The 12,306-nt window shown below is 61.8% G+C and carries 10 protein-coding genes and 1 tRNA gene; all 11 read left to right on the top strand.

All coding sequences use genetic code 11. The features are described from left to right. The first annotated feature begins 84 nt into the window (after positions 1-84). The 11 genes from tuf to rpoB all read left to right on the top strand — a co-directional run bounded on the left by tuf (position 85) and on the right by rpoB (position 12,180). On the top strand, positions 85-1,260 hold the full coding sequence (tuf, locus tag ACZ89F_RS14970) for an elongation factor Tu (protein ID WP_013531404.1): 1,176 nt from the start codon (positions 85-87) through the stop codon (positions 1,258-1,260). Positions 1,261-1,422: 162 nt separating this feature from the next. After that, on the top strand, positions 1,423-3,093 hold the full coding sequence (locus tag ACZ89F_RS14965; protein WP_476092634.1) for a COG3904 family protein: 1,671 nt from the start codon (positions 1,423-1,425) through the stop codon (positions 3,091-3,093). Between the two features lie 104 nt (positions 3,094-3,197). Then, positions 3,198-3,680 (top strand): group II truncated hemoglobin, encoded by a 483-nt coding sequence (locus ACZ89F_RS14960; RefSeq protein WP_476092633.1) that lies wholly within the window; start codon positions 3,198-3,200, stop codon positions 3,678-3,680. A 243-nt stretch (positions 3,681-3,923) separates the two neighbouring features. Next, positions 3,924-3,999 (top strand) — tRNA-Trp (locus tag ACZ89F_RS14955). A gap of 399 nt (positions 4,000-4,398) precedes the next feature. Continuing rightward, entirely contained in the window at positions 4,399-4,602 is a 204-nt protein-coding gene (gene secE / locus ACZ89F_RS14950) for a preprotein translocase subunit SecE (RefSeq protein WP_013531408.1), read from the top strand. A 27-nt stretch (positions 4,603-4,629) separates the two neighbouring features. Beyond that, a complete protein-coding gene (gene nusG / locus ACZ89F_RS14945) occupies positions 4,630-5,157 on the top strand; it encodes a transcription termination/antitermination protein NusG (RefSeq protein ID WP_013531409.1) in 528 nt (175 codons plus the stop codon). Between the two features lie 177 nt (positions 5,158-5,334). Then, positions 5,335-5,763: a 50S ribosomal protein L11 gene (gene rplK, locus ACZ89F_RS14940; RefSeq protein WP_056590915.1), complete on the top strand. Its 429-nt coding sequence runs from the start codon at positions 5,335-5,337 to the stop codon at positions 5,761-5,763. 4 nt (positions 5,764-5,767) lie between these two features. Beyond that, positions 5,768-6,466: a 50S ribosomal protein L1 gene (gene rplA, locus ACZ89F_RS14935; protein ID WP_476092631.1), complete on the top strand. Its 699-nt coding sequence runs from the start codon at positions 5,768-5,770 to the stop codon at positions 6,464-6,466. 375 nt (positions 6,467-6,841) lie between these two features. Next, a complete protein-coding gene (gene rplJ / locus ACZ89F_RS14930; protein WP_013531412.1) occupies positions 6,842-7,360 on the top strand; it encodes a 50S ribosomal protein L10 in 519 nt (172 codons plus the stop codon). Positions 7,361-7,414: 54 nt separating this feature from the next. Then, positions 7,415-7,792 (top strand): 50S ribosomal protein L7/L12, encoded by a 378-nt coding sequence (gene rplL, locus ACZ89F_RS14925; protein WP_126069215.1) that lies wholly within the window; start codon positions 7,415-7,417, stop codon positions 7,790-7,792. Positions 7,793-8,043: 251 nt separating this feature from the next. Beyond that, positions 8,044-12,180, top strand: a complete 4,137-nt coding sequence (gene rpoB, locus ACZ89F_RS14920; RefSeq protein ID WP_056590924.1) for a DNA-directed RNA polymerase subunit beta — start codon at positions 8,044-8,046, stop codon at positions 12,178-12,180. Positions 12,181-12,306: the final 126 nt, after the last annotated feature.

Genomic DNA, 12,306 nt, shown 5'->3' with positions numbered 1-12,306 from the left:
AGACGCTTGTGTTTTTTGGCCTTTGTCGCTAATCGCCCCGCATTCGACTGAACTGAAGGTCCAGGCCGTCCAAGGAAAGAGACTATGGCAAAAGGTAAATTCGAGCGTAACAAGCCTCACGTTAACATTGGCACGATTGGCCACGTCGACCATGGCAAGACGTCGCTGACGGCGGCGATCACCAAGTATTTTGGCGAATACAAGCGCTACGACCAGATCGACGCTGCCCCTGAGGAAAAGGCGCGCGGCATCACGATCTCGACGGCGCATGTCGAATACGAGACGGCCAACCGCCACTATGCTCACGTCGACTGCCCCGGCCACGCCGACTATGTTAAGAACATGATCACCGGTGCCGCGCAGATGGACGGCGCGATCCTGGTCGTGTCGGCTGCCGACGGCCCGATGCCGCAGACCCGCGAGCACATCCTGCTTGCCCGTCAGGTCGGCGTGCCGTCGATCGTGGTGTTTTTGAACAAGGTCGACCAGGTCGACGACGCCGAGCTGCTCGAACTGGTCGAGCTTGAGGTTCGCGAGCTTCTGACCAAGAACGAGTTCCCCGGCGACGACATTCCGATCGTCAAGGGTTCGGCTCTGGCTGCTCTCGAAGACTCGGACAAGAAGATCGGTGAAGACGCGATCCGCGAGCTGATGGCTGCGGTCGATGCCTACATCCCGACGCCGGTTCGTCCGCTCGACAAGCCGTTCCTGATGCCGATCGAAGACGTGTTCTCGATCTCGGGCCGCGGCACGGTCGTCACGGGTCGCGTCGAGCGCGGCGTGGTCAAGGTCGGCGAGGAGCTGGAGATCATCGGCATCCGTCCGACGACCAAGACGACCTGCACGGGCGTCGAGATGTTCCGCAAGCTGCTCGATCAGGGCCAGGCTGGCGACAACATCGGCGCGCTGCTGCGCGGCGTTGATCGTGAAGGTGTCGAGCGCGGCCAGGTTCTGGCCAAGCCCGGCACGGTGAAGCCGCACAAGAAGTTCGTGGCTGAAGCCTACATCCTGACCAAGGACGAAGGTGGCCGTCACACGCCGTTCTTCACCAACTACCGTCCGCAGTTCTACTTCCGCACGACCGACGTGACCGGCATCGTGTCGCTGCCGGAAGGCACCGAGATGGTGATGCCGGGCGACAACATCACGGTCGATGTCGAACTGATCGTGCCGATCGCCATGGAAGAGAAGCTGCGCTTCGCCATCCGTGAAGGCGGCCGCACCGTCGGTGCCGGCATCGTCGTCACCATCAAGGAATAACCGACGCCGGCCTGGGCCGGTCAGGTTCGAAACGGAAAGGGCGGTCCTTGAGGCCGCCCTTTTCTTTTGCCCAAGAGGTCGGTGCCCCGCGATGTCGCCCAGACCCTGTTGCAAGCCTTTGGACCTCGTCTAGTATAGGTTGCATCAAGGGGCTTTTTCCAAATGGTTCCAGGGCACCTTTTCCATCGTCAGGCATTGTGGTCGCTACGGCTGATCTGTCTGCTGGCGTTGCTTGTCACGGGACGTGCCTTTGCGACGGATACGGCCCCGGATCTCGGTCCGACGATGCAGTTTGGCATTGTCCGCAGCAATGCACCGGGGTGCGAGCCGATCTGCCCGGAGTGGATCTCGGCAGAAGGCTCGATAGAAGCTGGAACGCCGGCTCTGCTCAAACGCATGCTGAAGACGGTTGGCGGGCGAAAGCTGCCGATCGTCGTCAATTCTCCCGGCGGCAATGTCGAGGCGGCTCTGGCGCTTGGCCGGCTGATCCGCAAGAACAAGCTCGATATCGCCATTGGCAAGACGGTGTTCTCCGGTTGCCAGCCCGACGCGAAGGGTTGCCAGGGCCGTGACAAGAATGGCGCCCGCTACTTCGGCGATGTCATTGACTATGGCGCCATGTGCAATTCCGCCTGTCCGTTGATGTTTGCCGGCGGTATCAGGCGTGTAGCAGGCGAATGGGCCTATCTCGGCGTCCATCAGATCACCACGACCTACATCCGCACGAAATTGCAGTACCGGACCACCTACCGCATCGTGGGAGGCAAGAAGAAGGTCCTCAACACAAAGATCGTCAGCCGCAAGAACGCCGGCAGCTACAAGACCTTCGAGATGAGCAAGTCGGTGGAGAAAAAGCTGGCGGCCTATCTCAACCAGATGGGCATCGAACGAAGCGTGCTCGAGACGATGAAGGGCACCCCGGCCAGCGATATCCACCAGATCGCCCTCGACGACATGCTGGCGATGAAGTTGGTCACCAGTGCGGACGCTGTAGACCTGTTGACCGCCGCAAGCCTGTGCGAGCCGGGCCGCTTGGCCTCGAATTGCCTCGAAATACCGGGGGACAAGCCAGCCGATGGCCTGACGGCCGCAGCCAAGCCCACCCCGCTGCCAGTGGAGCCCGAGGGCGTGCAGCGCGATGAAGACATGCGCTTTGTCGTGGTTCGCGGCAGCAACCCGCTCTGCAATCCCGACTGCCCGGAATGGATTTCGGCGCAAGGCGCGATCACACCTCAGACCCCGCAGAAGCTGCGCCAGATGCTCGCCACGCTCGGCAACCGGCGACTGCCGGTGGTGATCAGTTCGACGGGCGGCGACCTGTTCAGCGCCCTGGCGGCGGGACGGCTTATCCATGAAAAGAAGCTCGACGTCGCCGTTGGCCGCACCGATTTCGTCGGCTGTGATCCGGCAGAGTGGAGTTGCCTGGCCAAGGAGGGCGCCTATGCCGGGCTGAGCACCGATGCGGGCGTGGAGTGCGATTCGGCCTGCGCGCTCATGCTTGCCGGTGGCGTCAGGCGGCTTGTCGGTCCCCGCGCGCAGCTTAGCCTGTACCCGATGGGGCAAAAGCAGATGGTCAAGGCCTATCTAGAGGAGATGGCGATCGATCCCGCCCTGTTCACAGCGATCGATCCCGCCCTGTTCACAGCGATCGAGCAGCGCTCGGTCGAGCGCCAGCTTGAACCCGAGATGATGCTGAAGGTCGGGCTGACGACGAGCCTGCAATCGGTCGACACGCTGACCGGCGCCACCATCTGCGAGGCTCTCCCGAAACCTGAGAATTGCCGGATCCGGCCTTCTACCAATGCCGAGGCTGACGCGCCCGCCAAATTGTAGAGCGTGGCGACCTTGGAAAACTGGCCATCGTGGCAGGTTGAGACACTCTCGATTTTTCCGCTATCGTCGCTGCCGGCGGCGCCGGGGCTGGCGGAGGATCGAGAATGAGCCAGGATATCCCGACACTCTACGAATGGGCCGGCGGCAGCGAGGCCTTGAACCGGCTGACCCAGACTTTCTACGACAAGGTGGCGCAGGACCCGATTGTCGGGCCGGTGTTCAAGACCATGTCGCCGGATCACCCCGCCCATGTCGCGGCCTTTATCGGCGAGGTTTTCGGTGGACCGAAAACCTACAGCGAGCAATTTGGCGGCCACCGCGAGATGGTCATGCACCATCTGGGCAAGCATCTGAGCGAGGAGCAGCGCCGCCGCTGGATCAACCTCCTGGCCGATGCCGCCGACGCGGTCGGCCTGCCCGACGATCCGGAATTCCGTTCGGCCTTCATGGGCTATGTCGAATGGGGATCGCGGCTGGCCAAGATGAATTCCAATCTCGGCGAGACCTGCGATCCCGAGACGGAACCGATGCCGGCATGGGGCTGGGGCGTGCTGGGCGGCCCCTATCGAGTGCCGGATGCCAAATAGCTCCGGCCGTCCCATCGGGAGGTGCGCGAAGAGGGCAGGCGATATCTCTGAATCGCGCGTCAGCGGTTTCAGGCGGGAACATGCGATCGACCGTAACGGGCTGGTTGTCAGCCATCCCGATGGCTGGTTGTCAGCCATCCTGATTTCCGGCGCAGGGGTTAAGGCGCGTTTGCTTGCAAACCACTCTTTACAGAGCGTGCGGAAGCTTTTAGGAAGCGCCTGCTGCGCCGACATGCGCACGATACGGGCATAGCTCAGTTGGTAGAGCGGCGGTCTCCAAAACCGCAGGTCGTAGGTTCGAGCCCTGCTGCCCGTGCCATTTCTTGAAATGGCGCTCGACGCGATATTTCACCATTTCTCGAAATGGCGTTTCAAAACGATATTTCTACGGCCTGCCCTTTGAAAATCGGCGACCCGCTTGCCATATTGACGCTCTTGGGGCATAAGAGCGCCATAGCCGGGACGGAACGACTGGATGGTTCCGAGGCGGCGTTTGGTCATAAAGCGGACACTTGCCACTTGCGTGGATCAAGAATCGGTTTTATGTAGACGAAACAGACACGCGACGCGTGGAGCTGGGAAGCCGGCTTTACGCGTCTGATTTGCATGGGCGAAATGATTGCGCTGATTCGGCGCGAGGTTGGGCTCAGGCGGCACGTCCCGGCCAGCGGGATCATCCAGGAGACCCGGCCAACGGGTCTTGAAGACAGAGCGGCATATGGCTTCGAAAACCACAAATCCTTTCGTCTTTCTCCAGCAGGTCCGCGCGGAGACCGCCAAGGTGACTTGGCCGTCGCGGCGCGAAACGATGATCTCGACGGTGATGGTTCTGGCCTTCGCAGTGATCGCGATGATCTTTTTCTTCACCGCTGATCAGCTCATGGGCCTTGCGGTCGAACAGATTCTGGGCATCGGACGCTAAGTCCGGCGATTACGGAGAAGTCTTGAAATGACCGCGCGCTGGTACATCGTCCACGCCTATTCGAACTTTGAAAAGAAGGTCGCCGAGGATATCGAGAACAAGGCCAAGCAGAAGGGCCTGTCCGCCGATATCCATCAGATCGTGGTTCCGACCGAGAAGGTCGTCGAAGTTCGTCGCGGCCGCAAGGTCGATGCCGAGCGCAAGTTCTTCCCGGGCTATGTGCTCCTGAAGGCCAACCTGACCGACGCTGTGTTCTCGCTGGTCAAGAACACGCCGAAGGTCACCGGCTTCCTGGGCGACTCCAAGCCGGTGCCGATCACCGAGGCGGAAGCCCAGCGCATCCTGAACCAGGTTCAGGAAGGCGTCGAGCGGCCCAAGCCCTCGGTCACGTTCGAGATCGGCGAAGCGATCCGCGTTTCGGATGGTCCCTTCGCGTCGTTCAACGGTTTCGTCCAGGAAGTGGACGAGGAGCGGGCACGGCTCAAGGTGGAAGTTTCGATCTTCGGGCGCGCCGTGCCTGTCGATCTGGAATTCGGACAGGTCGAAAAGGGCTGATCCGAAATCCCTGTCGCCAAGCGCGGCAGGGGAAGAGCGGCGCGGAGATCGCGCGGCTCTTGAGAACGGTGGGAGACGAATGCGGCTTTAGCCGGCCGCATGGATCGCACCACCAGACTGCAACCGCCGGGGTTTCCCAGACAGTGGGGGCTGGCATAGACAAAGGCAGGAAAAGAGATGGCTAAGAAAATTGCAGGCCAGCTCAAGCTCCAGGTGAAAGCGGGATCGGCCACGCCGTCTCCCCCGATCGGCCCGGCGCTTGGTCAGCGTGGCATCAACATCATGGAATTCTGCAAGGCGTTCAACGCGCAGACCCAGGAAATGGAAAAGGGATCGCCGGTTCCGGTCGTCATCACCTACTATCAGGACAAGTCCTTCACCTTCGTCATGAAGACGGCGCCGGTGAGCTACTTCCTGAAGAAGGCGGCGAACCTGACGTCTGGTTCCAAGGAGCCGGGCAAGGTCAAGGCCGGTACGGTTTCGCGTGAAAAGGTCCGCGAGATCGCCACCGCGAAGATGAAGGATCTGAACGCAAACGACGTCGAAGCGGCCATGCGCATGGTCGAGGGCTCCGCCCGCTCGATGGGTCTGGAAGTGGTGGGCTAAGATCATGGCAAAGATTGCAAAGCGTGTATCGAAGACCCGCGAAGGCATCGATCCCAACAAGGCTTATGCCCTGGGTGATGCGCTGAAGCTGCTCAAGGACCGTTCCTCGGTCAAGTTCGACGAGACCATCGAAGTCGCCATGAACCTCGGCGTCGACCCGCGCCATGCCGACCAGATGGTCCGCGGCGTGGTCAACCTGCCGAACGGCACCGGCCGCTCGGTGCGTGTCGCCGTGTTCGCACGCGGCGACAAGGCTGACGAAGCGCGCGCCGCCGGCGCCGACATCGTTGGTGCCGAGGATCTGGTCGACATCGTCCAGAAGGGCACGATCGATTTCGATCGCTGCATCGCCACGCCGGACATGATGCCGCTGGTCGGCCGTCTCGGCAAGGTGCTCGGCCCGCGCGGCATGATGCCGAACCCGAAGGTCGGCACCGTCACCACCGACGTTGCCGCCGCCGTCAAGGCATCGAAGGGCGGCGCCGTCGAGTTCCGCGTCGAGAAGGCCGGCATCGTTCATGCCGGCGTCGGCAAGGTCTCGTTCGAGGTCAAGGCTCTGGAAGAGAACATCCGCGCCTTCACCGATGCCGTGACCAAGGCAAAGCCGGCTGGCGCCAAGGGCAACTACGTCAAGAAGGTGTCGGTCACCTCGACGATGGGTCCGGGCCTCAAGCTCGACGTCGCGACGCTCACAGCGTCCTGATACGAACATTTGGATCGGCCGCTAAAGGGCTGATCCGCAAGTGAATTCCGGGCCTCCGACTTGTCGGCGGCCCGGTACCGGAAGCCGAGAGGTTTCCGGACATCCTGTCCGAGATTGCAGGCGGCCCAGAAGCCTTAATTCGATTTGGGCCTGCATGAGACGGGTGAAGACCGGACAACGGAGCGATTGCTCCAATGAAAGGTTCGAACCGTGTTTGCCTTTTGTCTGCGCATCGCCGGCTTGACTGTCGATGTGGCGAAAGGGGGCAGGATCCTCGAGCGTCGTTCGGGAGATCCGTTACTGGATGGCCCGGCCGACAAAGGCAACCCGACGCCTGTCCCCGTTAATGGGGCAGGGGTCAACTGGAGATAGGCAGTGGACAGAGCGGAAAAACGCGAACTCGTCACGGGCCTGAACGGTGCGTTCTCGAACGCAGGTTCAGTGGTCGTGGCCCACTACGCCGGTATCACCGTCGCGCAAATGAACGACCTTCGGTCGAAAATGCGCGCCGCCGGTGGCACCGTCAAAGTCGCGAAGAACCGTCTCGCCAAAATCGCTCTTCAGGGCACGGACTCCGCATCGATCATCGAGCTGTTCAAGGGACAGACGCTGATTGCTTATTCGGAGGATCCGATTGCGGCGCCGAAGGTCGCGTCCGATTTCGCCAAGGGAAATGACAAGCTCGTCATTCTCGGTGGCGCAATGGGCACCACCTCGCTCAACGCCGACGGTGTGAAGGCACTCGCCACACTTCCGTCGCTCGATGAGCTGCGCGCCAGGCTGGTTGGCATGATCGCCACGCCGGCAACCCGGATCGCCCAGATCGTCAATGCGCCAGCGGCCTCGGTCGCGCGCGTCATCGGCGCTTACGCCCGGAAGGACGAGGCGGCATGAGGCCGTTCCTCGCTATCACAAACACACGTTCGAACCTTATGAAGGAATACAACAATGGCTGATCTCGCAAAGATCGTAGACGACCTTTCGAAGCTGACCGTCCTCGAGGCGGCCGAGCTGTCGAAGCTTCTGGAAGAAAAGTGGGGCGTTTCCGCTGCTGCTCCGGTTGCGGTTGCCGCTGCTGGCGGCGCTGCGGCCGCTGCTGCTCCGGCCGAGGAAAAGACGGAATTCGACGTCGTCCTCACCGAGGCAGGCGCTCAGAAGATCAACGTCATCAAGGAAGTCCGCGCCATCACCGGTCTTGGCCTCAAGGAAGCCAAGGATCTGGTCGAAGCGGCTCCGAAGCCGGTCAAGGAAGCCGTTTCCAAGGCCGACGCTGACAAGTTCAAGGCCCAGCTGGAAGCAGCCGGCGCCAAGGTCGAACTGAAGTAAGCGTAAAAGCGGCGGGCGGCCTCGCGCCGTCCGCCACTCCCTTCGCCTGGAGGGAGCACGCGTAGCGCGAGACGTACGAGAACCTCTTTCCTGAGGGCCGCAAACCGGCCTTCAGGAAACGGGTTTTCTCCCGTTCTAGCCGGCCGCCGACAGGCGCCGGGAAAACAGACAGAGGGTTGCCGCCAAGGTGGCCCAGAATGCAAGGCGAGCCGCGGCGAGGCTCGTCCCGAGTTTAGAGCTAAGGAGCGACGATGGCCCAGACCCAGACTTTCAATGGCCGCAGACGCGTACGCAAGTTCTTCGGAAAGATCCCGGAAGTTGCGGAGATGCCGAACCTGATCGAGGTTCAGAAGGCATCCTATGACCAGTTCCTGATGGTGGCGGAGCCCAAGGGTGGGCGTCCGGACGAGGGACTGCAGGCCGTTTTCAAGTCGGTCTTCCCGATCTCCGATTTTTCCGGCTCCTCGATGTTGGAGTTCGTGAAGTACGAGTTCGAAGGACCGAAATTCGACGTTGACGAATGCCGTCAGCGCGACCTGACCTATGCCGCGCCACTCAAGGTGACGCTGCGCCTCATCGTGTTCGATATCGACGAGGATACCGGCGCCAAGTCCATCAAGGACATCAAGGAGCAGGACGTCTACATGGGCGACATGCCGCTCATGACCTTGAACGGCACCTTCATCGTCAACGGCACCGAGCGCGTCATCGTTTCGCAGATGCACCGTTCCCCGGGCGTCTTCTTCGACCATGACAAGGGCAAGTCGCACTCGTCGGGCAAGCTTCTGTTTGCCGCGCGCGTCATTCCCTATCGCGGTTCGTGGCTCGACATCGAGTTCGATTCCAAGGACGTCGTGCACGCCCGCATCGATCGTCGCCGCAAGATTCCAGTGACGTCGCTGCTGATGGCGCTCGGCATGGACGGCGAAGAGATCCTGTCGACCTTCTACAACAAGATCACCTACAAGCGCGCTGGCGACCATTGGCGCATTCCGTTCAACGTCGAGCGTTTCCGCGGCCTCAAGGCTGTCGGCGACCTGGTCGATGCCGATACCGGTGAAGTCGTTGTCGAAGCCGGCAAGAAGATCACCGCACGCCAGGCAAGGGCGCTTGGCGAAAAGGGTCTGAAGGCGATCAAGGCGACCGACGAGGATCTGCTCGGCAACTATCTCGCCGAGGACATCGTCAACTACGGCACCGGCGAGATCTTCCTCGAGGCCGGCGACGAGATCGACGAGAAGACGCTGAAGGTTCTGCTCGGCACCGGCGAAGACGAGATCAAGGTTCTCGACATCGACCACGTCAATGTCGGCGCCTATATCCGCAACACGCTCAACGTCGACAAGAACGAGAGCCGCCAGGACGCGCTGTTCGACATCTATCGTGTCATGCGCCCCGGCGAGCCGCCGACGCTCGAAACCGCCGAAGCCATGTTCAACTCGCTGTTCTTCGACAGTGAGCGCTACGATCTGTCGGCCGTTGGCCGCGTCAAGATGAACATGCGTCTCGAGCTCAAGGCCGAGGACACCGTGCGCGTGCTGCGCAAGGACGACATCCTGGCCGTGGTCAGGACGCTGGTCGAACTGCGTGACGGCAAGGGCGAAATCGACGACATCGACAATCTCGGCAACCGCCGCGTGCGTTCGGTCGGCGAGCTGATGGAAAACCAGTACCGCGTCGGCCTGCTGCGCATGGAGCGCGCGATCAAGGAGCGTATGTCCTCGATCGAGATCGACACGGTCATGCCGCAGGACCTGATCAACGCCAAGCCGGCGGCTGCCGCCGTGCGCGAGTTCTTTGGTTCCTCGCAGCTCTCGCAGTTCATGGACCAGACCAACCCGCTGTCGGAGATCACCCACAAGCGTCGTCTCTCGGCGCTTGGACCGGGCGGTCTGACCCGCGAGCGCGCCGGCTTCGAGGTGCGCGACGTGCACCCGACGCATTACGGCCGTATCTGCCCGATCGAGACGCCTGAAGGCCCGAATATCGGTCTGATCAACTCGCTGGCCACTTTTGCGCGCGTCAACAAGTACGGCTTCATCGAGAGCCCGTACCGCAAGATCGTCGACGGCAAGCTGACCAATGACGTCGTCTATCTCTCGGCGATGGAAGAGGCCAAGCACCACGTCGCGCAGGCCAATGCCGAGCTCGACAAGAACGGTGGTTTCGTCGACGAATTCGTCATTTGCCGCAGCGCCGGCGAAGTGATGATGGCGCCGCGCGAAAACGTCGATCTGATGGACGTTTCGCCCAAGCAGATGGTGTCGGTGGCCGCGGCCCTGATCCCGTTCCTGGAAAACGACGACGCCAACCGCGCTCTGATGGGCTCGAACATGCAGCGTCAGGCCGTGCCGCTGGTGCGCGCCGAGGCGCCGTTCGTCGGCACCGGCATGGAGCCGATCGTCGCTCGTGACTCGGGCGCCGCCATCGGCGCCCGCCGCGGCGGCATCGTCGACCAGGTGGACGCGACGCGTATCGTTATCCGCGCTACCGAAGATCTCGATCCGGGCAAGTCCGGCGTCGATATCTACCGGTTGATGAAGTTCCAGCGTTCGAACCAGAACACCTGCATCAACCAGCGTCCGCTGGTTCGCATGGGCGACCGGGTCAACAAGGGCGACATCATCGCCGACGGTCCGTCGACCGAGCTCGGTGATCTGGCGCTCGGCCGCAACGTGCTGGTCGCGTTCATGCCGTGGAACGGCTACAACTACGAGGACTCGATCCTCCTGTCCGAACGCATCGTCGCCGACGACGTCTTCACCTCGATCCACATCGAGGAGTTCGAGGTCATGGCGCGCGATACCAAGCTCGGCCCGGAGGAAATCACGCGCGATATCCCGAACGTCTCGGAAGAAGCGCTGAAGAACCTCGACGAAGCCGGCATCGTCTATATCGGTGCGGAGGTTCAGCCGGGTGACATCCTGGTCGGCAAGATCACGCCGAAGGGCGAAAGCCCGATGACGCCGGAAGAGAAGCTTCTGCGCGCCATCTTCGGCGAAAAGGCATCCGATGTGCGTGACACCTCGATGCGCATGCCTCCGGGCACTTTCGGCACCGTCGTCGAGGTGCGCGTCTTCAATCGCCACGGTGTGGAGAAGGACGAGCGCGCCATGGCGATCGAGCGCGAGGAGATCGAACGCCTCGCCAAGGACCGTGACGACGAGCAGGCCATTCTGGACCGTAACGTCTACGCGCGTCTTTCTGACGTGCTCGTCGGCAAGGAAGCGATCGCTGGACCGAAGGGCTTCAAGAAGGGCTCGACACTGTCCAAGGATACGCTCGACGAGTATCCGCGTTCGCAGTGGTGGCAGTTTGCCGTGGAGAACGAAAAGCTCCAGAGTGAACTGGAAGCCCTGCGTGGCCAGTACGACGACTCCAAGAAGGCGCTCGAACAGCGTTTCATGGACAAGGTCGAGAAGGTCCAGCGCGGCGACGAAATGCCTCCGGGCGTCATGAAGATGGTCAAGGTCTTCGTGGCCGTGAAGCGCAAGATGCAGCCCGGCGACAAGATGGCCGGCCGTCACGGCAACAAGGGTGTCGTGTCGCGGATCGTTCCGGTCGAGGACATGCCTTTCCTCGAGGACGGCACGCATGCCGATATCGTGCTCAACCCGCTGGGTGTGCCGAGCCGCATGAATGTCGGCCAGATCCTGGAAACGCATCTGGGCTGGGCATGCGCGGGCATGGGCAAGAAGATCGGCGAGCTGATCGACGCGTACAAAGTGGCGGGCGACATCAAACCGCTGCGCAAGACGCTCGAAAGCTTCATCCCGGCCAACGACCGCAACGAGCCGGTTCGCGAGTATGACGACGAGAGCATTGTTCGCCTCAGCGAGCAGATGCGCCGCGGCGTCTCGATCGCGACCCCGGTGTTCGACGGCGCGCATGAGGCTGACATCAACATCATGCTGGAGCAGGCGGGCCTGCACACCAGCGGTCAGTCGCAGCTCTATGACGGACGCACGGGCGAGCCGTTCGATCGCAAGGTGACGATGGGCTATATTTATATGCTCAAGCTTCACCATCTCGTGGACGACAAGATCCACGCGCGTTCGATCGGTCCGTACTCGCTCGTCACCCAGCAGCCGCTGGGCGGCAAGGCGCAGTTCGGTGGCCAGCGCTTCGGCGAGATGGAGGTCTGGGCGCTCGAAGCATATGGCGCCGCCTACACGCTGCAGGAAATGCTGACGGTGAAGTCGGACGACGTCGCCGGCCGCACCAAGGTCTACGAGGCGATCGTCCGCGGCGACGACACCTTCGAGGCCGGCATTCCCGAGAGCTTCAACGTTCTCGTCAAGGAAATGCGGTCTCTCGGCCTCAATGTCGAGCTGGAGAACACCAAGCTCGACGACAACCCGATCCGGCTGCCCGACGCGGCCGAGTAAGGCAACGGCGCGCCGCGCAAAGTCGCGGCGCGCCTACGAATTCTTCGGCCGGTGGCCGACACAAGACGGCGGGCGTTTGGCCCGCGCTAGATGTAAGGGGTTTTCGAGGACCCCGAAAAGGAGAAC

The sequence above is a fragment of the Mesorhizobium sp. USDA 3734 genome (assembly GCF_056279665.1).
This window is presented reverse-complemented; position numbering and strand designations above follow the sequence as displayed.

Bases quoted from the DNA above. Each gene is read 5' to 3' on its own strand.
- ACZ89F_RS14965 (WP_476092634.1), top strand. From the start codon at position 1,423: ATGGTTCCAGGGCACCTTTTCCATCGTCAGGCATTGTGGTCGCTACGG.
- ACZ89F_RS14960 (WP_476092633.1), top strand. From the start codon at position 3,198: ATGAGCCAGGATATCCCGACACTCTACGAATGGGCCGGCGGCAGCGAG.
- rplK (WP_056590915.1), top strand. From the start codon at position 5,335: ATGGCTAAGAAAATTGCAGGCCAGCTCAAGCTCCAGGTGAAAGCGGGA.
- secE (WP_013531408.1), top strand. From the start codon at position 4,399: ATGGCTTCGAAAACCACAAATCCTTTCGTCTTTCTCCAGCAGGTCCGC.
- rpoB (WP_056590924.1), top strand. From the start codon at position 8,044: ATGGCCCAGACCCAGACTTTCAATGGCCGCAGACGCGTACGCAAGTTC.
- tuf (WP_013531404.1), top strand. From the start codon at position 85: ATGGCAAAAGGTAAATTCGAGCGTAACAAGCCTCACGTTAACATTGGC.
- rplL (WP_126069215.1), top strand. From the start codon at position 7,415: ATGGCTGATCTCGCAAAGATCGTAGACGACCTTTCGAAGCTGACCGTC.
- nusG (WP_013531409.1), top strand. From the start codon at position 4,630: ATGACCGCGCGCTGGTACATCGTCCACGCCTATTCGAACTTTGAAAAG.
- rplA (WP_476092631.1), top strand. From the start codon at position 5,768: ATGGCAAAGATTGCAAAGCGTGTATCGAAGACCCGCGAAGGCATCGAT.